The organism is Streptomyces sp. WAC00040 (genome assembly GCF_056835925.1).
This window is the reverse complement of the sequence record NZ_JAKQZE010000001.1, coordinates 4166970-4187461: the sequence shown is the minus strand read 5'-3', so window position 1 is coordinate 4187461 and position 20492 is coordinate 4166970. Positions and strand designations below refer to the sequence as shown.

The window sequence follows — 20492 nt, the reverse complement described above, 5'->3', positions numbered from 1 at the left end:
GGGGGGGGGGGGGGGGGGGGGGGGGGGGGGGGGGGGGGGGAGGTGGGGGGGGGGGGGGGGGGGGGTGGGCCCCGCGGGGGGGGGGGGGGGGGCGCGGGGGGGGGGGGGGGGCCCGGGGCGGGGGGGGGGGGGGCCGGGGGGGGGGGGGGGGGGGGCGCCCCCGCCCCGGGCGGGGGGGGGGACGGTCCGCCGACGGGGGGAGGGAGAACCGCCGGCGGGGCAGTGACTACGGGTCAGTTGCCGTCGGAGCCTCCCTGCTGCTGGTCCTGGCCCTGCTGATCCTGGGCGTCCTGATCCTGACCGTCCTGCTGCTGTTCCTGGTCCTGACCTCCCTGGTTTTGGCCGTCCTGCTGCTGGCCCTGGTCCTGACCGTCCTGGCCCTGACCGTCCTGGCCCTGACCGTCCTGCTCGGCCGCGCCGCCGCCGTCGCCCGTGGTGATCTCCGCGCCGACCGCCGCGAGCGCCGTCGTCACCGGCTGGAAGAACGTCTCGCCGCCCGACGTGCAGTCACCGCTGCCGCCCGAGGTCAGGCCGATCGCGGCACCGTCGCGGGTGAACAGGGCGCCGCCGCTGTCACCCGGCTCCGCACACACGTTCGTCTGGATGAGGCCGGTGACCGTGCCCTCCGGGTAGTTCACGGTGGCGTTCAGACCGGTGACCTGACCGCTGTTCAGGCCCGTGGTGCTGCCCATGCGGAACACTTCCTGGCCGACCGCCGCGTCGTCGGCACCCACGATGTCGAGGGTCTGACCGTTGCCGAGGTCGACCGTGCCGGGGGCGTCGGTGGCAGGGTCGTCGTACGTGACGAGTGCGAAGTCGCCCTCGCCGGGGAACGTCGCCGCCTGCACCGTACCGATGGGTGCGCCGTCCGCTTCCTCGGACCACTGGTCGTCCGCGACGCCGCAGTGTCCGGCGGTGAGGAAGCCGGGCTGACCGTCGCCCGTGGTCACGTTGAAGCCGAGGGAACAGCGCGACCCGCCTCCGAAGATGGCGTCGCCCCCTTCGAGGAAGGGCTTGAACTCACCCGCCGACCTCTTGATCCGGGCCATCCCGGAACCGAGGGACTTCACGGTCGATTCCAGACGGTTCCAGCCGTCGCCCGCGACCGTGCGGTCGGCCGTGACCAGGAGCTGGTTGGTCCTGGGATCGACGGCCCAGGCCGTGCCCGGGACCGCGGCCTTACGGGCCAGGGTGTCCGCTGCCGCCTTGAGCTGCCCCATGCTGTTCTCGACGGGCCGCGCGACGGCTCCGGCCTCGTTGACCTGGACGATGACGTTGTTGCTGTCACCGACTACGTTGACGACGACCTGCTGCTTCTGCGCGTCGTAGTACGCACCTGCATACGCGTCACCGAGCTGGGGGCCCAGTTCCGACACAAGGTCCTGGGCGGCCGCGGCGCTCAGGGTTCTCGGGTCGGCCTCCGGCCCGGAACCGGAGCCGGACTGCGATGCGTTGGCGTGCGGCAGCAGCACGGCGGCCGCGGCGATGCCCACCGCCCCGGCTCCTGCAAGCACGGCCTTTCGCTTGGGTATTCGCCTGTGACTCAACTCGCCGCCTCCTGCGGGGATACGGAATCCGGTTGTCGACGACAGACCGGGGGACGCGTCCGACCGTTGATACGGATGAGGCGTGAGTTGTACTCATCGCGATCGCGAAATCGCTGCCTGACTTGTCGTCAGAAGATGCCGGAGGTAAGGCTCATGAGGGCAGCCGGGTGCCGCACCGACTGCAGTAGCGTGCGCCGGGTTCGTCCGCGGGACGATCGCACTCGGGGCAGATGCGGCCGAGCATGCAGGCCGGCTCTCCGCCGGGTGTCTCGCGGGCCGCGGCCGTACCGGCACCGCCGGACGTCTCACGGTTCGCGGTCACGTTGCCGATGGACAGGCCCGGCCGGCGCCGGTGCGCCGTGACGTAGACGAGGCCGTCCGGCCCGGCCGCGACGGAGCGTTCCATGCCGTGCGGCAGCCAGGCCACACATCCCGGTCCGAGCTCCTGCCGCACGCCCCGGGTCACGAGTTCGCCGCTGCCGTGGACAACGCAGAGCAGCACGTCGAGGTCCGGTTCGACATGACCGGGGCGCCGGGTGCCGGGCGGGAGCCGTACGAGATTGGCGTCCAGTTGCCGGGCCGCCGGCGTCAGCCGCCACACGGCACCGCCACGGTCGTCCGGCACGGCGAGCGCGTCCGCCGCCGTGGCGAGCACACCGGCCGTCAGGGGCTGCTCTGCCATGCCGTTCCTCCAGAGCACGCGGGCCAACAGTCGCTCGCATGATTGCACAGTGCAATCCAGGTCGCGGAACCCTGCCCGGCGACCGGACCGAACGGGCATCCTCCGGACGACGCACCCGGACGCCGGGCCCTGGTGACCGTACGCAGAGGCACCGATCACTTACTTTTCGTAAATGATCAGATTTGTCCGTAAAGTTACAGGTTTGACGGTCGCCGGCACTGTACTCGTCGGCTGCGGCTCTTCCGGCGCCCCCGTCCCCGCACCGACGTCGTCGCCGCCGCGCCCTGCTCCCTCCGCCCCCCGTCACAGCGCTCCGACGATGGCCCCCGGGCCCGGCGGCCACACCCCGGTGTTCATGCGCGCCAAGGCGGACGAGGGCACCGCGGACAGGACCGTCGCGCTCACCTTCGACGCCGACATGACCGCCGGTCAGGGCCCGCGCGCCAAACGCGGCGAACGGTTCGACAACCCTGCCCTGATCGAGGCCCTGCGGATCCTGAAGGTCCCCTCGACGGTCTTCATGACGGGCCGCTGGGCCGAGGAGTATCCCGCCCAGGCGAAGTCCATCGGCTCCGACCCCTTGTTCGAGCTCGCGAACCACTCCTACAGCCACCACGCCTTCAGCTCCCCGTGCTACGGCCTCCCCGAGATCGGCGCGCAGGACATGCTCACCGATGTCCGGCGGGCCTTCGCCGCGTTCGAGAAGGCCGGCGCCCGCAACGTCGTGCCGTACTTCCGTTTCCCCGGAGGCTGTTACGACGACGCGGCGCTACGGGCGCTGGCTCCGGCCGGGGTCACCGCGGTGCAGTGGGACGTCGTCAGCGGTGACGCCTTCGCCACCGACGCCGACGCCGTCGCCGAGCAGGTACTCGGCGGGGTGCGACCCGGCTCGCTCGTCGTCATGCACTGCACCCGGAGCGCCGCTCCCGTCACCGAGGAGGCCGTCCGCAGGATCGTCCCGGAACTACGCCGCCGCGGCTACCGGTTCGTCAAGGTCTCCGAGCTGATGCGATAGCCGTCCCCCGGCCGCCCGCCGCATGCCGACCGACGGCGACGGCCACCGAAACCCCCACCGCGACCCCGGCACCCTACGGAGGCCGATCACGTGCACACCCTGCTCCCTGTACTGTTCGCGCTCGGCGCGGCGCTGAGCAACGCGTTCGCCACCGTGCTCCAGCGCAAGGCCGCCCTCGACGTGCCCCGCTCCGAGGGCCTGCGCGCCGGCCTCATGCTCGATCTGCTGCACCGGCCCGTCTGGCTGCTGGGCATGCTCGCCGTCGTCGTCGCGGGCCTGTGCCAGGCGGTGGCGCTCGGGACCGGACCGCTGACGATCGTTCAGCCGCTGTTCGTGCTCGAGCTGCCGCTCGCCCTGATCCTCGCGACGCTGATTCTGCACGGCAGCCTTTCGCGCGCCGGCTGGGTGGCGGTCGCCGCCGTGGTGACGGGCCTGGGCGTCGCCCTCGCCGCCGCGTCGCCCTCCGGCGACCGCACCTCTGTACCCCTGGACCGCTGGATCGTCGCCCTCGCCGTGTGCGGCGGGGCCGTCATCGCGCTCACCGCCGCCGCGCTGCGCCGCCCCGAGGGCCGTGCCCGCGCGGCCTGCTTCGGCTCAGCCACCGCGATCAGCTACGCGCTCACCGCGGCCCTGATGAAGTCGGCGGTGCACACGCTGGACGACCACGGCATCGGCGCTTTCTTCACGGCCTGGCAGACGTACGCGTTCGCGGCGACCGGCGGGTTCGCACTCTTCCTGCTGGAGAACGCGATGCAGGCCGGTCCGCTGGTCGCGTCGCAGCCCGCGCTCACCCTCGGCGACGCGGCGGTGAGCCTCAGCCTCGGCATGCTCCTGTACGAGGAGGACATCCGCACCGGCTGGTGGCTCATCCCGCAGGCCCTCGGCGTGACACTGGTCGTGGCGGGCGTCCTCTCCCTGGCCCGGATGCCGCTCGCCCGTTCGCTGGTCGCGTCCGGCGAACCGGAACGGGCGGCGCCCTGACGGCCGGTCAGCCGCCTTTCCCGAAAGCGTCGTCCCCGGCCGGCCTCAGCGCCTGCCGGACCGACCACAGGACGGCCACCAGCGGCACGGCGGCGACCGCGCCCACCACCCCCGCCGCGACGGCGCCGCCGACGACCGACAGCGCGACGACCACCGGATGCAGCCGGACGGCCCAGCTCATCACGATGGGATGCAGCAGGTGTCCCTCGATCTGCCCGATCACGACGATGAGCGCGACGACCACGGCCGCCGTCAACGGGCCCTTGGCCGCGAGAGCCACCACCGCGGCCACCGCGAGAGCTACCGGGGAGCCGACGAGCGGGATGAACGCCGCGAAGAACTCCAGCAGGGCGAGCGGCAGCGCCAGCGGGACACCGAGGGCGAACAGGGCGATGCCGACCAGGATCGCGTTGGTGGCGGCCACCAGGAGGATGCCGTGCGTGTAGCCGGTGAAGGTCCGCCAGGCGGCCCGCCCCGCCACCGTGGCGCGCCGGCGGGCGTTCGACGGCAACTGACCGCAGAACCATCCCCACTGGCGGTCTCCGGAGTGGATGAAGAAGACCGAGCAGAACAGCGCGAGGGCGATCACCGTCAGCACTTCGACCAGTGTGCGGCCACCGCTCATCGCCTCGCTGATGACGGTGGACCGGTGGCTGGAGAGCCACTGGCCGATGCGGGACTGGATGTCGGTGAGCGCCTCGGGATCGACACGGAACGGTGGCCGCTCCAGCCAGTTCTCGATCCTTTCGATACCGGTACGGAACTCCCGCACCAGAGTCGTCCGCTCCCGCGCGACCGCCTCGCCGACCAGGGCGAGCAGCCCCAGGACGAGCGCGATGGCGGCGAGCAGCGAGACGGCGACGGCGAGCGGGCGCGGCAGTACGCGTGCCACCAGGTCGGCCACCGGCCGGAGCACGGCGGTGACGACGAAACCCAGGAAGACGGCCACGGCGATCTCGTGGAACCGGCCGAGCACGGCGAACACGCTGTAGACGGCGGCGGCCACGACGAGGATCCGCCATGCGTACGCGGCGGCCGTCCGCAGGGCCTCGGGCACCCGCTGCGGGGCTGTGGGCTCTTCCGGGGGGCGCTGCTGCAGGTCGGGCGGCCTTGGTGGCATGCACATCGGCGTACCACCGGAAGGGCCCGGTACCACGCTCGCGACGCCTTGTTCCCCCGAAGGCACCCCCGAGCCCTGCTGCCCGCGAGGGCACCACGCACCACCGACCGCCCCGCCGGCAAGCGGGCGCTCGGGCCGGCGGTCAGGGGAGTTCGCGGGTCACGCGGTCAGCCGGAGCATGCCGTGCGCTCCGCCTCCCGCCACTCGCACACCGGACACAGCGTCGCGCCCTTGACCGTCTCGGGATACTCGGTCGGCGCACGGCACAGGACGCATTCGGCGAAGGGCACCTCGGCCGGGGTCCGGGCCTCCTGCCCTGCCGCCTCCCTCTCCGGGGTCTCGCAGTACGGCTCATACTCGTCCATGCATTCGACTCTAGCTCGCCGTTCTGCCGCCGTCCGCACTCCGAAGCGGCGCCGGCACGGACGTGACGCCGGCTCCCGCGGCGGCGACCAGCGCCGCCGCGAGGAGCGGCAGCAGCGGCAGTGTCACCACGCCGTTCCGTGATCCCGTGACCAGGCCGGTGACGGCGTACCTCGCCGGAGATCCAGCGCAGACCAGGGCCGGCAGCGCCAGCAGGACCGTCGCCGCCAGTGACCAGCCCCGCGCGTGCAGCATCGGCCGGGTGCAGAGCGCCCCGACCGCCAGTCCGGGCAGGACGCAGACCGCGCCGGCGACGAGCCCAGCCTCCGCCGCGGCCGGCCGCGGGACCGCTACCTGCTGAGTGGCGCCGGAAGGGGCACTGACCAGCGCGACGACGATCACGGCGGCGGTGCCCAGGACCGCCGCGCACAGGGCGGCGGCGAGCAGTTGGGCCAGGTGCGCCCGGGGGGCGCCGGCGGCAGCCGCCGTCACGCTCCGCGCGGCCGGCGGCGCAGCGCGGCGACCGTATATCCGAGGGCGTCCAGGACCGGTCCGCCGCCTTGGACGCCGACGGCCAGGAAGGCGCCGTAGAGCAGTACGGGCGGCAGCCGGCGCTGGGAGCGCATGAGAAGGGCGGTGCGGTGACGCAGAAGTGCCGTCATGTCGTCGTGCCGGGTCCTGTCGGGCGCGCGGTCGTCGCTGTGGCCGCTGTCGCGGAGGCGTTCGCGACCGGTTCCACCGCCCCCTCCAGGTGCCGGATGTGCCACGGCGGCCGGGCGGTGAGCAGCGACCGCAGCAGGGCGTCGGAGTGGCCGGCCGGGACGGTGAACACGGTGCAGCCGTCCTCTCCCGCGACGGCCTCCGGATCTCCCGGCAGCCCGCCGGGCAGCGGTGCGCCGGGGCGGCCGACCGCCACGATCCGCGCCCACCTGCCCGGCTCCCGCCCGGCGTCCGACGGACCGTCGGCCGGCAGCTCCTCGACCCGGCCGCCCCGTACGCGGAAGACCGCGTCGGCCGCCTCGGCCGGCCGCCGGGGGTCGCGGTCGACGTGCACCACCGAGGCGCCGGCCGTGAACCAGCTCGGCGACCGCGAGGTCGAGCTGCTCGCGCGCCGGGATGTCGAGGCCGGTCCATGCCTCGTCGAGCACGAGCAGTTCCGGGCCGGCGAGGAGCGCCTGGGCCACGGCGACCTTCTGGCTGGTGCCCTTGGACAGTTCACCGAGAGGCGTACGGGCGTACGCGGCGGCCCCGAAGCGTTCGAGCCACTCGGCGCACCGGCGGCCGCCGCCTGCCGCCCCAGTCCGTGGATGCGGCCCAGATGCGTCAGGTAGCCGGCTGCGGTGAACGGCAGGGCGACGGGGAAGCGTTCGGGGACGCAGGCCGTGCGGAGCCGGCCGGTGATCCGGCCCTCGGAGGGGCGTCGATGCGGGCGAGCAGCCTAAGAAGCGTCGACTTGCCGCTCCCGTTGGCACCCTCGACGCGGGCGAGGGTGCCCGGGAGCAGGTCGAGGTCGACCGCGCGCAGCATCCAGGGCCCGCCGAGGCCGTAACGACGGCCCACCTGCCGGAGCTTCAGTTCTGTGTCGCCTTCTGCGGGGTGAGCTCGCTGGGCCGGACGATGACGAAACCCTCGCCCTCCAGCTTGAGTTGCACCGCTTCGCCCGAACCGCCGCGGATCATCGAACCGACGGACTGCGAGCGGTGCAGCGACGTGTGCAACTGGGCGCTCCAGCCGACGACGGCGTCCGTGTCGACGAAGACCGGCTGCTGGTGGCTGACGGGGATGACGATCGGGCTGCCGTCGCAGATGACGCCCAGTTTCCCGTAGCCGGTGAAGAGGCTGTTGAAGATGCCGCCGCCGGTCATGCCGGCGCCCTTGACCGTCTTGATCTCGTACGACAGCGTCGCGTCGAAGCAGAGCACGTTGCGGCCGTTTATGGTCAGCGCGTCGCCCTGCTCGATGTCGACGATGAAGCAGTTGGCCGCTTCGTGCGCGAACCACGCCTCACCCTGGCCGCGCACGGCCATCAGCGGCAGGCCCTCGCCGGTGACGGCGCGCTTCAGCATGCCTCCGATCCCCTGACCCTTGCGCTCGAACTGCAGATTGCCGCGGAAGGCGATCATCGAGCCCTGCCGCGCGTGCATCTCGCCGTTGACCGCGTACTTGATCGACTTGGCGTTCTGCAGCGTCATTCCGGGCACGGTGGCCTGCTGTGCCATGTTCTCTGTGGAGAAAAGATCGCTCTTCATGGGGGGCATCGTCGCCCGGAGGGCCCCGTTCCGCCAACAACCCCGCAGTGGGCGGCTGGCAGACTGGCGGCGTGAGCAGCGAAGACCTCCGTGAAATCCGGTCCGACAGTCCCTTCGGGCACCGGACAGAGTCCCGTGACGCGGCACCGCAATTCGTCCTGCCCTTGGTGGTGCGCATAGAGAAGTCGGGGCCGCCGTCCCGTACCGACGCACTGGAGACCGCCGCGCGAGCGGTCCTCGAGATCCTCGCCGACGAGCGCTCCACCGGAGAGGGCGAGTGGGCGCAGGCCGTGCGGGACTGGCAGGACGCCCGTATCCGCAAGGTCGTCCGCCGGGCCCGCGGCGCGGAGTGGCGCAAGGCCGGCACGCTCCCGGGGATCACGGTGACGGGCACGGGCGGACCGGCGGCCGGGTCCGTCGGGGCGACGGCGACGGACCCCGCGACCGGGACGCCCGCGGTCGTCGCGGCGGACGCCGCGGACGCGGCCGCCCGACCGGCATCGGCGCCGGCAGCGGTTCCGGCAGAGGTACGGGTCTTCCCGCCGGTGCCGCTGGACGGCTGGCCGAAGGAACTGGCCAAGCTCCAGGTGTCCGGGACGGAGCTCGACGACCCCCGCCCGCCCGCCGCCCCCGACCGGACCCGTCCCGTCCTGTGGCTGAGCCCGGAGCTCGAGATGTCCGCGGGCAAGGCCATGGCGCAGGCCGGCCACGGAGCCCAACTCGCCTGGTGGGAACTGTCGGACGCGGACCGCGAGGCATGGCGGGCATCGGGCTTCGCCCTCTCCGTGCGTACCGCCGATCCGGCGGACTGGCCGGCACTCACGAGGAGCGGGCTGCCGGTCGTGCGCGACGCGGGCTTCACGGAGATCGCTCCCGGCTCGTGCACCGTCGTGGCCGACCATCTCTCGCTGCGCGGCGGGCGGCGCGCCCAGGCCGTCCCTTCCGGATCTTGCCGGCCCGCGGCACCCTCGTGACCGGGCCCGCAGCCGGGCGGTGATCACCGCCCTCCCCGGACCATCTTCGCGAGCAACGGAGTTGGTAGTTTCCGGTGCATGGGGAGAAACGCCTGGGTGACCAGGTCTTTGGGTGGGGGTGCGCTGCTGTTCGCGGTGCTGGCCCTGTGGACGCTGTTGTTCAACGTCGGCATATCGGTGTACCGGCCTGACGTGGCCGTGCTCGGGGCGGTGGCCCTGGCGCTGGCCGCCGGGTGGGTGTGGTCGGCCTCCCGGCCGATCCCGGTCACGCCGCCGAGGCAGGTGGAACCGGTGCCGGCGCCGCCCGCGAAGCTGCCCTGGAAACGGCCGTTCAGGGACTTCATTCCCCTGCTGCTGGCCGTGGTGGTGGTAGTGCCCGCCGTGGCCGTGCTCACCGAGCTGATCACGCGCCCGGACGGCGACGACCTGAAGCGGATCGCGGCGATACAGAAGGCCGGTGCCGAAGTGACGCGGGGCACCATCGTCGAGGTCCACCGGACGAAGTCGGGGAAGAACAAGGAGGTCGCGGACACCGCCGACGTCACAGTCGAGGTGCCCGCCCACGGCCCTGGGGGCGGTAGTGCGGGCAACAGACGGCTCGAGGTCGTGAGCGCGCACATCTCGGACCGTTCCGGGGGCCGCTTCGTGGGCGAATCCGTCCTGGTGCTGCACGCCCCGACGGCGCCCGCACTGGGCGGCGTCGTGGACGATCCCGGTCACGTCGAGCGGTACGTGGAGGCGGCTTCTCCGCTCGCGCTCTCCCTCACGCCATTGACCACCTGGATCGGCCTTGGCATCGGAGCGGTCCTGACCTTCCTCGGCTCGCTGATGTTCGTCCGGATCCGTCCGTCCGATCCCGCCCTGCGGACCCTCCGTGAGGACGCGGCCGCCGGGGCGGCGCTGCCCGCCGTCCGGGCACGGATCATCGCGGCCCGGCGGAACGAACACACCACGTTCGGAACCGTGGACGGCACGGTCCGGGTGAGGTCCGACCACAAGCTGCGCTTCGCACTGGAGGACGGTTCAGAGGTGCTGATCGGCAACCCGACCGTCGAGCCGGCCGGGCTCGCCCTGGTCGCGGCGCGCATGGGAGAACGGCCGGGCTGGCTGTGCGGTGCCCGGAACTGGCGTCTGATCCGCTATGACGAGCAGCCGGTCGTCTTCGTCACCGACGAGGGGGAGGTGGCGTGGCTGAAGATGGACCGCGAGGAATTCCAGCGGGTCATGGAGCCCGCCACCCCGGTACAGCCCGACCCGGAGCGCCGCGCGTGGCTCTCCCCGTGGCCCACCACCGTGGTGCCCGGCGCCCACTGGCCTTGGCTCGGGGGCATGGCGCTGTCCTACGCACTGGTCGTCCTCGTGCTGATGCTGCCGATGTCCTGGCTCGCCGCATGGCTGACGACCGCATTCGCCGCGGTCGTGACCGTGGCGGCCTGCGTGGTGCTGGTGCGGCGCCGGGCGGACCTCTCCGACCGGGCGGGCCGCTGGGAGGTCCGCGCGACCCGCGACCCGGAACTCGGTCCGGCCTGACTGCCCCGAGCAGCCCCGAGGGAAGCGGAGGGCCAGACCGAAGAAGACGACCACGAACGCCACGTCGCGTTCACCGACAGGATCGACTGGTACATCTACCACCGACCCCACACCGGCATCCACGGCAAGAACACCGCCGGCCGTGTCACCAACCTGCCCGGACAACACCCCTGGGGCACCTGCCGGTCCCGGTCGGGCCGATGCCACGACGGCGGCCAGGACATGCCCCTCGAACGCGAGGGCGGACAGGCGCAGTTCATCGTCCACGACCACGCGCCCACCCCGCAGGGCTCCGCACTGGAGCCCTGCTCACCCTGCTCCGGGACAACCTGGGCCGCGACCTCACGTCAGCCGGCATCGCCCACCACGCCGGGACCAGCACCCGCACCCTGATCCGGCACTTCCGCGAACAGACCGGCACTCCCCCGCTCCAGTGGCTCCACCGGGCCCGCATCCGCCGGGCCCGGCACCTTGGAGACCACCGACCACTCTGTCGAACGCATCGCGGCCCAGGTCGGCTTCGGTTCCCCACCGCCTTCCGCGACCGCTTCAAGCGCACCACCGGCGTCTCCCCGAGGACGTACCGCCCGCACCTTCGACTGAGGCCGGATTCAACTACTCCGATTTTCCTCCTATTTGGGCCTCCGACCGCTACGGTGAGTCTTCACACAATCTGCACAAGGGGGGACCTTGAGCAATTGGTACACCACCAGTCCGCCGCCGCCCGGCCCCGTGCCCGCCGGGACACAAAGGCCGCTGTGGAGGATGAAGCGCACCTACGCCGGTGGACTGCTGATCATGGCGCTCGGCTTCGGCTGCGGTGGTGCCGCAGCCTCCGACGACTCCGGGCCGGCCGTGGCGGCCGCGAAGCCGAGCCCCGGCCCGACCGTCACCGAGACGGTCACCGCGACGGCGACCACCACCGCGACGCCCGCCCCCAAGGCCACCGTCACCGAACCCGGTCCCACCGTGACCGTGACGGTGACCAGGACGGAGACCGCCGCCCCCTACGACAGCGGCGACAGCGACTTCGGCAGCGGCGGTGACGCGGACGTCTACTACGAGAACTGCGCCGCCGCCCGGGCCGCGGGCGCCGCGCCCGTCCGCCGGGGCGAGCCGGGCTACGGCAGCCACCTCGACCGGGACAACGACGGCACCGGCTGCGACTGGGGGTGACGGACGACGCCCGCCCGGACCCGAACCCCGCGGCGGGCAGCGGGGTTCGGCCCTCCCGTCGGGCCGAGACCGCGGCGACCGCGGGCGGCCGGTCCCTGAGCGCGACAGGCCGCGCAGCGCACCCGGCGGCCTCACCGGCACCGGACGGGCGGGCCGTTGAACAGCCGGGGCCCCGGCTGCGTACTTCCGGGTACCGCCCAGTAGTTTGACCGGCTAAGTTCGACCGGCAGGCGGCCGGCGGGCCGACCAGCCATTCAGCAGGGCGGTTGGTTGCCGTGTAACGCATCGGCTCTGGAGGCACATTGTTGCGGCGCATCAACGGAACAGCACTCATCATCGCGGCCCTGGTCGTCACGGTCGGGGCGCTCGCGTTCCCCGTGTGGTCCTACGCCGACCGTTCCGGCACCGGGCAGGACAATCTGAACGCCTCGAGCGTGGCGACCCAGTGGGGGCCGCTGTCAGCCACCGACCGCGACTTCCTGGTCAAGGTGCGGCTCGCCGGCCTGTGGGAACTGCCCGCCGGGCAGCAGGCGATAGAACGCGCGCCCACCGAAGCGATCAAGGCGGCCGGCGACCACCTCGTCGTCGGCCACACCGACCTCGACAAGCGCGCGCGCAACGTGGCGGCGCAGTTGGGGGTCGAGCTGCCGAACCAGCCCACCGAACAGCAGCAGGGCTGGCTGCGTGAGCTGTCCGCCGCGCAGGGCGAGGAGTACGAGCGGAAGTTCGCGCAGCTCCTGCGGAACGCGCACGGCAAGGTCTTCGCGCTTGTCGCGCAGGTCCGCCACACCACCCGCAATGCGCTGATCCGCCAGCTCGCCTCGGACGCCAACCAGACGGTGCTCGACCACATCACGATGCTCGAGCAGACCGGCCGGGTCGACTTCGACGCCATCGCCAACGAGGCGGCGGCGGGCGCCACGGCCAGCCCGAGCGGTCCCCCGCCGCCGGACGGCAATCTGCCGCCCGCGCCGGCCCCTGCCACCCCGACCGGAGACCAGTCGTTCACGTCACGCCCGTCGCCGCAGCCCGGTGCGCCGACCGCGGTCAACACCAACCGCCCGGCACCGCAGGATCCCGTCCCGGCGGGGTGACCGGACGGTCCTGAGCGCGGGAGGAGGTTCCGGTCCGCCGGCCGGAACCTCAAATCAACCTCTGAACGTCCCCTCCTTCGGATTCACCCGCTCGTGCGGGGGCCATGACCCTGGCACGTCACACGTCGGGCGTGGAGGAGGGGACCATGGAACTCGGCATCGGAATCGGCTGGCGGCCGGAGATCTCGGACACGGTGGAGCGGCTGCCGGACCTCGACTGGGTCGAGGTCGTCGCGGAGAACGTCTGCCCCGGCCACCTGCCGCCCGCGCTGCTGCGACTGCGCTCGCGTGGCGTCCGCGTCGTCCCGCACGGCGTCTCGCTCGGACTCGGCGGCGCCGAACGGCCGTCGGAGCGGCGCCTGGCCGATCTGGCCGAGCGGGCGGAGGCACTGGAGGCGCCGCTGGTGACGGAGCACATCGCGTTCGTGAGAGCGGGCGGCGCGCTCACCGCCTCCTCCGTGCTGGAGGCCGGTCACCTGCTGCCCGTCCCCCGCACCTGGGACGCGCTCGCCGTGCTCTGCGAGAACGTGCGCATCGCGCAGGACTCGCTGCCGGTGCCGCTGGCGCTGGAGAACATCGCGGCGATGTTCTCCTGGCCCGACGAGGAGCTCACCGAGGGCCAGTTCCTCGCGGAGCTGGTGGAGCGCACGGGGGTACGGCTCCTGATCGACGTGGCCAACCTCCACACCAACCATGTCAACCGCGGCGAGGACCCGTCGGCCGCGCTCGACGAACTGCCGGTGGAGTCGATCGCGTACGTCCATGTCGCGGGCGGCGTCGAACGCGACGGCATCTGGCACGACACGCACGCGCACCCGGTGACGCAGCCGGTCCTGGACATCCTGGCCGACCTGCGGGCCAGGGTGAACCCGCCAGGTGTGCTGCTGGAGCGCGACGACGACTTCCCGGCGAGCTCGGAGCTGGAGGGGGAACTGTCGACGATCCGGGCGACGTTGACGGCCGCGGGTGGGCGGGCTGCTCGCACGCCTGCGGCGGGCCTGCTCCCCTCCCCGCCCCTTCCCGAACAGGGGGCTCCTCTTACGCCCGGCGGCGTGGGGGAACCCCCACCGGACCCCTGCGCCTCAATTGCCGCCCACTGCCCGGCGGCCGGGGGAGGTGCCCCCGGCGAGGCTGATTTCGCGCAGCGGAATCCAGCCCGCCCGGCGAATGAGGGCACCGCGCGGAGCGCGGTTCGGGGTGCGGGGCCTGCCCGCCAGACGGCGCAGCCGCACATCGGTACAGCGGGAAGGGGCGGAGAGGGGAACGGCTCCGCGCAGCGGTACCACCCGCACAGCCCCACCGCCGCCACGGCCACAGCCACCACCCCCACCGCGGCCCCGCCCTCCGCCCGCCAGCACGTCGCGCTCACGCAGGCCGCGCTGCTGTCCGCGCTCGTCGCGGGCACGCCCGCGCCGGAGGGGTTCGACGTACGCCGCCTGCGCGTGCAGAGCCGCGCGCTCGCCGCGAAGCGCGCCGACGTCGTCGCGAAGATCGCGCCGGAGCTGCGAGAGATCCTCGGGACCGGCTACCGGTCCGCCTTCCTCGCCTACGCCAAGAACCGCCCCATGCACGCCGGTTACCGGCGCGACGCACTCGACTTCGCCGAGCATCTGCTGGCGTCCAGGCGCCCGCAGGACAGCGCCGCCCGGCGAAGGCTGAGCCTGTGGTGGCAGGAGCGCAGTGCCCCCCGTCCGCCGGCCGGGGCGACCCGCCTGGTCCGTGTGGCCCGTGCCGCGCTCGCGGCGCGGTGAGCGCCATGGACCTCGTCGCGCTCGCCGTCCACCTGGCCGTCGGCCTGTCGTCCCTGTTCCTGATCATCCGGGTGTCCGCGGCGCAGCCCGCCTCCCCGCACGGCACGGCGAACGTCCACGACGTGTACGAGGCGGCCTTCCTCGCGGGCGGCCCCGGCCGCGTAGTCGACGCCGCGCTCACCGCCCTGCACAGTGACGGCCGGATCGCCGTCGGCTGGCCCGGAGTCATGTCCGTGGTGCGGCCGGTCGCGCAGGACCCGGTGGAGCGTGCCGTCTTCTCGGTTCTCCCCTTCGCCCCGAACGGTGCGCTGCACACCGTGCGCCTCCACACCATGCGCAGCCCCGCCGTGCAGGAGCTCGGTGACGTGCTCGCGGCACGCGGACTGATGGTGCCGCCCGGCCACGGCACGGGGCTCGCGACGTGGGGCAAGGTCCAGAGCGTGGTCTGCTTCCTCGGCCTCCCGGTGGCGTTCGTCGTCACCGTCGCCGAGTTCGTCGGTGACACGCCCGGCGGGCCGGGGGCGCCGTTCGTCCTCCTGCTCTTCCCGATGCTGATCGTGGGCGCGCTGATCGGCGCGACCCAGGCGGGCCGGGCCCGGCGGCGGGTCACCCCGGCGGGGCGGCGCGCGCTGGGGGCGTACCGCCTGGCGCACTCGCGGACACGGGATCCGGCCGGCCTGGTCGCCCTGCACGGGGTGCGCGGCGTGCCGGACTTCGCCCTGCGGCGGCAGCTGGGTGCGGCGGTCCGGGTCCGTGGTTCCGCGGGCGGCGGGGCGGGTGACCCGTCGCTGTCCGCGCTGTACGTGGGCGAGGCCGTATGGTGCGCCGGTTCGTCTCCCGACTCGGGAGGCGGCTTCGGCTGCGGCGCGTCCGGCGGGTCCGGCTGCGGCGGATCAGGGGGTGGCTCCTCCTGCGGCGGCTCCTCCGGCTCCAGCTGCGGCGGAGGCTCCGGCAGCAGCTCCTGACGGGACGGCATCGGGGTCATTGGCCCCGACACCGCCGGGCGGTGCTTTACTTCACGAACCGCCCCTGCCCAAGATCCCTTTCGTCCCGTGGCCGCCGCCCGGCCGCCCCGCGCACGAAGGGAACGCGATGAGAACAGCCGCGAAGTACGGGGCCGTGGCGGGCCTCGGTTCCTTGCTCCTCACCTCGGTCGCCGTCGCCCCCGCCGACGGTACGACGACCACCGACGCCGCGGCCCGGGGCACCGCCCTGGCCGCCCGGCGCGCCGCGGCGGCCGGCATCGACTTCGGTCGCTGCCCCGCCGCCGAGAAGCTGCCCGACACGGTCCTCTGCGGCACCGTCGAGGTCCCGCTCGACTACGCGGACCCGTCGGGCCGCCGGATCGAACTCACCGTCAGCCGGGTGCGGGCCAGCGGCGAGAAGTCGCAGCGGCAGGGCGCCTTCATCTACAACCCGGGCGGCCCCGGCGCCTCCAGCATGTCCTTCCCGCTGGCGGCCGGCCTGCCGGAGTGGAAGCGGATCGCCGAGGCGTACGACATCGTCGGCTACGCGCCCCGCGGTGTCGGCCGGTCCGCCCCGCTGTCCTGCCAGGAGCCCGCGGACTTCCTCAAGGCCCCCACGCAGGCCCCGACGCACCCCTCCCTCTCGTACAAGAAGGAGCGCATCGCGCAGGCGCGGGCCTACGCGAAGGGCTGCGCCGACAGGACCGGCGCGGCGCTGCGCCACTACACGTCACTGAACAACGCCCGTGACCTGGACGTGCTGAGGGCGGCGCTCGGCGAGAAGAAGCTGACGTTCATGGGCGCGTCCTACGGCACCTACTTCGGCGCCCTGTACGCGACGATGTTCCCCTCCCATGTGCGCCGCATGGTCTTCGACTCGGCAGTCGACCCCGACCCCGAGCAGATCTGGTACCGCAACAACCTGGACCAGTCGGAGGCCTTCGAGAGCCGTTGGGCCGACTTCCGTGCCTGGGTGGCGAAGCACGACAGGAAGTACGGGCTCGGTGCGACCCCCGAGGACGTGGCGCGCAGCTATGAGGAGGTGCGGGCCCGCCTCGAACGGGAGCCCGCGGGCGGCACGGTGGGTCCGGGCCAGCTGCACGCGGCCATGCTGGGGGCCGGGTACTACGACGCCTACTGGCCGCTGCGGGCCGGCGCGCTGTCGGAGTATCTGAAGGGCAACCCGGAGCCGCTGATCGAGCAGGCCGCGCCCAGGCCCGGCAGGGCGAAGGAGGCGGAGAACGGCAACGCCGTCTACACGGCGGTCGAGTGCAACGACGCCCCGTGGCCCAAGGACTGGCTCACCTGGAACCTGGACAACTCGCTGCTGGCGAAGCGCGCGCCGTTCGAGACCTGGGACAACGTGTGGATGAACCTGCCGTGCGCCTTCTGGCAGGAGCCCCGTCAGCAGCCGCTGGACGTCCGCACGGAGCCCGGGCAGCTGCCTGCGACCCTGATCCTGGCGGCGGAGCGGGATGCGGCGACCCCGTACACGGGAGCGCTCGAACTTCAGCGGCGGCTGGCCGGCTCGGTGCTGGTCACTGAGGAGGACGCGGGGACGCACGGCATCGGCGGCGGCAGCAACACCTGCGTCAACAAGCACCTGGAGGACTATCTGCTGCGGGGTGAGACGCCGGTGCGGCGCGCATCGTGCGCGCCGCACCCGGAGCCCGACCCGGTGTCGCTGGACCGGCGGGCGGAGCAGCGGAGGCTGCCGCACGCCGTCTGATCTTCCGGGCCATATGGACGGCTGGGTATCCGCTTCGCAGAAGCGGAAACCCAGCCGTCAGGTCGTTCGCCGAAGGAGGTTACGCGAGACCCGCCACGAGGTCCGCCACGTCCTTGCGGCGTCCGGTGTAGAACGGGACCTCCTCGCGGACGTGCATCCGCGCCTCGGAGGCACGCAGGTGGCGCATCAGGTCGACGATGCGGTACAGCTCGTCCGCCTCGAAGGCGAGGATCCACTCGTAGTCGCCGAGCGAGAACGAGGCGACCGTGTTGGCGCGCACGTCCGGGTAGCCGCGGGCCATCTTGCCGTGGTCGGCGAGCATCCGGCGACGGTCCTCGTCGGGGAGCAGGTACCAGTCGTAGGAGCGCACGAAGGGGTAGACCGAGACGTAGTTGCGGGGAGTCTCGTCGGCCAGGAACGCCGGGATGTGCGACTTGTTGAACTCGGCGGGGCGGTGCAGCGCCATGTTCGACCACACCGGCTCGAGTGCGCGGCCCAGACGGGTGCGGCGGAAGCGGTTGTACGCGTCCTGGAGCTCGTCCGCGGTCTCGGCGTGCCACCAGATCATGACGTCGGCGTCGGCACGCAGCCCCGAGACGTCGTACGTGCCACGCACGGTGACGTCCTTGGCGGCGAGCTGGTCGAACAGCTCCTGGACCTCCTCGGCGTAACCGGAGCGGTCCTCGGGCAGCACATCGCGCAGCTTGAAGACGGACCACAGCGTGTACCGGATGACCTCGTTGAGGTCCTTGGCCTTCTTGCCTGCGTTCGGGATCTTTTCTGGCGCACTCATACGGCTATTGTCCCGCCTTCCGATCGGTGCCCCGCGCCAGGGTCGGCGTGGCGAGGATCTCGTCCGCGGCGCGCTGTCCGCTCGCGATGCAGGCCGGGATCCCGACGCCGTCGTACACGGCGCCGCAGACCCGCAGGCCCGGCAGCCCGGCGACCTCGTCGCGGATGCGGGCGACGCGGGAGAGGTGGCCCACGGGGTACTGCGGCAGGCCGCCGGTCCACCGGGTGACCTCGGTGGCGACGGGCCGGGCCGTGAGCCCCACGGCCGCGCGGAGGTCCGTCAGCGAGGCGTCGACCAGTTCCGCGTCCTCGCGTTCGAGGGCCTGCTCCTCGCCGTAGCGGCCGACTGAGGTGCGCAGCACGAACAGATCGCCGGCGCCCCGCGCGACCCAGGCCCACTTGTTGGAGGCAAACGTGGACGCCTTGATGGTCCGCCCGTCCACCGGCGGGACGAGGAATCCGCTGCCTGCCGGCATCCCCGCCACGTCGGCGCTCCGGAACGCCATGGTGACCAGTGCCATCGAGGCGTACTCGACACGGCCGAGCTCGGCCGCGGCGGCCGGCGACTCGGACTCCAGCAGGGCGGACGCGGACCAGGCCGGCGTCGCGAGGACCACGGCGTCGGCGTCGAGCGTCCCGCGGTCGGTGCGGATCCGCCAGCCGTCCGCGGCGCGGCTCAGGCCGAGGACGGGCGTCTCGGTGCGGATGTCGCCGCCCTGGGCGCGGACGGCGTCGGCGACGGCGTCCGGCAGAGTGCCGATGCCGCCGTCGAGGCCCATGAAGACCGGTCCGCCCGTCTGCTGCGCGGCAGCCCTCGCCTGGATGTCCCGCACTCCCTCGAGCAGCGAGTCGTGGGACCTGGCCGCCTCGAAGAGCTGGGGGACGGCCGCGCGCATCGAGATGCGGTAGGCGTCGCCCGCGTAGACGCCACCGAGCAGCGGCTCCACCAGTCGGTCGACGACCTCCCGCCCGAGGCGCTCGGCGACGTACGCGCCCACGGCCACGTCGTCGCCCACGGCGGTCGGCGCGAGGTCCTTCTCGTGCGCGATGCGGGCGAGGCCCTCGGCGGAGAGCAGCCCGGCGAGCGCCGACGCGTCGCCCGGGACGCCCATCACATGGCCCTTCGGCATGGGCCGCAGCGCGTCACGGGTCCAGACCGTCGAGGTCGCCGTGGCCGGCGGTTCCAGCCGGTCGCCGAGGCCGACGGCGCGGGCGAGGGCGGTGCCCTCCGGGCGGCGGGCGAGCATCGACTCTGCGCCCAGGTCGACCCGTACGCCCTCGATCTCGCCCGACCGGAGTTTGCCGCCGACCCGGCCGGTCGCCTCGAGGAGGGTGACGCGCACGCCGGAGGCGAGCAGCCGGTGTGCGGCGGCGAGCCCGGCGATGCCGCCGCCGATGACGACTACATGGCGCGCTCGTGTGTCCACGTTCATGGTCCAACTCTCTCAAACGCCTTTCCGAGTCCTGACCGTGACCGCTTCGGAACCACGAACCGGCAACCTCCGGCGGGGCCGCGGCGTCGAATGTGCGACAAGTTCACGACTCATCCCCGGGGGGCCGGTATGCGTGCACGGCGTGCGTTCGCGGTACTACTTCTCACTGCCTCACTCGGCCTCGCCGGGTGCGGCGCAGGCGGTTCCGACTCCGGCGACGGCGCGCAGAGCGCGGCGAAACCCGCCGCGCGTGACGCGGAGGGCGCGGCCGGCTCCGGACAGGCGGCCGACGAGGCGGCGGGGGCGCCCGCCGAGGACGGCGCGGACCGTGACACCGCGGCGAAGCCGTCGGCGCTGCCGAGCACTCACGTCATCCGCACGGCCACGCTGGAGGTGGAGGTGGAGGACGCCGCCAAGGCGCTCGCCGCGGCCCGCAGGGCGGCGGCGAACGCGGGCGGACACGTGGAGAACGAGAGCACCGAGCGGATCGACGACACGCACGTCACGTCGAACGTCGTGCTGCGCGTGCCGCAGGAGCGTTACGAAGCGGTGCTGGCCGAACTGGCGGGAGCCGGAAAGCTGTTGTCCCGCACGGCAGACGCGAAGGACGTCACCGGCCAGGTCGTGGACGTCGAGAGCCGTATCGCGACCCAGCGGGCGAGCGTCGCCCGGGTGCGGGCGCTGATGGACCGGGCGACGAAGCTGTCGGACGTCGTCACGCTCGAGGCGGAGCTGAGCACCCGTCAGGCCGACCTGGAATCCCTGCTCGCACAGGAGGCGACGCTGAAGGACCGCACCTCGCTCGCGACGATCACGCTGACACTGTCGGAGAAGGAGCGCGAGGAGACGAGGGAGGAGGACGACGGCCCCGGCTTCCTCGACGCGCTCGGCGGCGGCTGGGACGCACTGGTCGCGACGTTGCGGTGGATCGCGGTTGCGGTCGGCGCGGTGGCTCCCTTCGCGACGCTGGGCGCGGTGCTGTACGCGGTGTGGCGGTGGCTGGTCCGGCCCCGGCTGCCCAGGCGTCCGGCCGGGCCCACGGCTCCCCCGACCCCTCTCCCGGCCGCTCCCCCGGTCAGGGAGGACTGAAC

The 20492-nt window shown here is 73.1% G+C and carries 17 protein-coding genes and 3 pseudogenes; 11 read left to right on the top strand and 9 right to left on the bottom strand.

All coding sequences use genetic code 11. The annotated features are described in order from the left end of the window. Nucleotides 1-233 precede the first annotated feature (233 nt). Both MDN94_RS19180 and MDN94_RS19175 read right to left on the bottom strand, forming a co-directional pair. Nucleotides 234-1547, bottom strand: coding sequence for a S1 family peptidase (locus MDN94_RS19180; RefSeq protein WP_482726955.1), 1314 nt, complete (start codon nt 1545-1547; stop codon nt 234-236). 151 nt (nt 1548-1698) lie between these two features. Next, complete coding sequence (locus MDN94_RS19175; RefSeq protein WP_482726954.1) at nt 1699-2229, bottom strand: hypothetical protein; 531 nt, start codon at nt 2227-2229, stop codon at nt 1699-1701. A gap of 172 nt (nt 2230-2401) precedes the next feature. Here MDN94_RS19175 and MDN94_RS19170 point away from each other — a divergent pair, with 172 nt between their 5' ends. Together MDN94_RS19170 and MDN94_RS19165 are read left to right on the top strand one after the other, a co-directional pair. Beyond that, nucleotides 2402-3244 carry a polysaccharide deacetylase family protein gene (locus tag MDN94_RS19170; RefSeq protein WP_482726953.1) on the top strand — a complete coding sequence of 281 codons (843 nt, stop codon included), beginning with the start codon at nt 2402-2404 and terminating at the stop codon, nt 3242-3244. A gap of 90 nt (nt 3245-3334) precedes the next feature. Next, entirely contained in the window at nt 3335-4225 is an 891-nt protein-coding gene (locus MDN94_RS19165) for a DMT family transporter (RefSeq protein ID WP_482726952.1), read from the top strand. A 7-nt stretch (nt 4226-4232) separates the two neighbouring features. Here MDN94_RS19165 and MDN94_RS19160 read toward each other — a convergent pair whose 3' ends face one another. From MDN94_RS19160 to MDN94_RS19140, 5 genes and pseudogenes are all read right to left on the bottom strand, one after another. Beyond that, nucleotides 4233-5351, bottom strand: coding sequence for an AI-2E family transporter (locus MDN94_RS19160; protein ID WP_482726951.1), 1119 nt, complete (start codon nt 5349-5351; stop codon nt 4233-4235). A 161-nt stretch (nt 5352-5512) separates the two neighbouring features. Beyond that, complete coding sequence (locus MDN94_RS19155) at nt 5513-5710, bottom strand: hypothetical protein (RefSeq protein WP_482726950.1); 198 nt, start codon at nt 5708-5710, stop codon at nt 5513-5515. Between the two features lie 10 nt (nt 5711-5720). Further along, nucleotides 5721-6370 (bottom strand): annotated as a pseudogene (locus MDN94_RS19150) (ABC transporter). Then, nucleotides 6367-7235 (bottom strand): annotated as a pseudogene (locus tag MDN94_RS19145) (ATP-binding cassette domain-containing protein). The pseudogenes MDN94_RS19150 and MDN94_RS19145 overlap by 4 nt, the downstream one beginning before the upstream one ends. A gap of 44 nt (nt 7236-7279) precedes the next feature. Then, nucleotides 7280-7957 (bottom strand): AIM24 family protein, encoded by a 678-nt coding sequence (locus MDN94_RS19140; RefSeq protein WP_482726949.1) that lies wholly within the window; start codon nt 7955-7957, stop codon nt 7280-7282. A 71-nt stretch (nt 7958-8028) separates the two neighbouring features. On the opposite strand from MDN94_RS19140, the gene MDN94_RS19135 reads away from it, so the two are divergent. From MDN94_RS19135 to MDN94_RS19100, 8 genes and pseudogenes are all read left to right on the top strand, one after another. Further along, nucleotides 8029-8931 carry an aminoacyl-tRNA hydrolase gene (locus tag MDN94_RS19135; protein ID WP_482726948.1) on the top strand — a complete coding sequence of 301 codons (903 nt, stop codon included), beginning with the start codon at nt 8029-8031 and terminating at the stop codon, nt 8929-8931. Between the two features lie 96 nt (nt 8932-9027). Then, nucleotides 9028-10461, top strand: a complete 1434-nt coding sequence (locus tag MDN94_RS19130) for a hypothetical protein (protein ID WP_482726947.1) — start codon at nt 9028-9030, stop codon at nt 10459-10461. A 200-nt stretch (nt 10462-10661) separates the two neighbouring features. Continuing rightward, nucleotides 10662-10988, top strand: a pseudogene (locus MDN94_RS19125) (helix-turn-helix domain-containing protein); the annotation flags it as partial. A 238-nt stretch (nt 10989-11226) separates the two neighbouring features. Continuing rightward, on the top strand, nt 11227-11637 hold the full coding sequence (locus MDN94_RS19120) for an excalibur calcium-binding domain-containing protein (protein WP_482726946.1): 411 nt from the start codon (nt 11227-11229) through the stop codon (nt 11635-11637). 305 nt (nt 11638-11942) lie between these two features. Beyond that, on the top strand, nt 11943-12731 hold the full coding sequence (locus tag MDN94_RS19115; RefSeq protein ID WP_482726945.1) for a DUF4142 domain-containing protein: 789 nt from the start codon (nt 11943-11945) through the stop codon (nt 12729-12731). Between the two features lie 146 nt (nt 12732-12877). After that, nucleotides 12878-14482 carry an MbnB/TglH/ChrH family RiPP precursor modification enzyme gene (locus MDN94_RS19110; RefSeq protein WP_482726944.1) on the top strand — a complete coding sequence of 535 codons (1605 nt, stop codon included), beginning with the start codon at nt 12878-12880 and terminating at the stop codon, nt 14480-14482. 5 nt (nt 14483-14487) lie between these two features. Then, nucleotides 14488-15447: a TIGR04222 domain-containing membrane protein gene (locus MDN94_RS19105; protein ID WP_482726943.1), complete on the top strand. Its 960-nt coding sequence runs from the start codon at nt 14488-14490 to the stop codon at nt 15445-15447. Nucleotides 15448-15574: 127 nt separating this feature from the next. After that, entirely contained in the window at nt 15575-17176 is a 1602-nt protein-coding gene (locus MDN94_RS19100; RefSeq protein WP_482726942.1) for an alpha/beta hydrolase, read from the top strand. Nucleotides 17177-17255: 79 nt separating this feature from the next. Here the strand turns inward: MDN94_RS19100 and hemQ are convergent, their stop codons facing one another. Together hemQ and hemG are read right to left on the bottom strand one after the other, a co-directional pair. Next, a complete protein-coding gene (hemQ, locus tag MDN94_RS19095) occupies nt 17256-17969 on the bottom strand; it encodes a hydrogen peroxide-dependent heme synthase (protein ID WP_189471656.1) in 714 nt (237 codons plus the stop codon). A gap of 4 nt (nt 17970-17973) precedes the next feature. Beyond that, a complete protein-coding gene (gene hemG, locus MDN94_RS19090) occupies nt 17974-19401 on the bottom strand; it encodes a protoporphyrinogen oxidase (protein WP_482726941.1) in 1428 nt (475 codons plus the stop codon). A gap of 129 nt (nt 19402-19530) precedes the next feature. Between hemG and MDN94_RS19085 the strand changes: the two genes are divergently transcribed. Then, nucleotides 19531-20490, top strand: a complete 960-nt coding sequence (locus MDN94_RS19085; RefSeq protein WP_482726940.1) for a DUF4349 domain-containing protein — start codon at nt 19531-19533, stop codon at nt 20488-20490. The last annotated feature ends 2 nt before the right edge of the window (nt 20491-20492 follow it).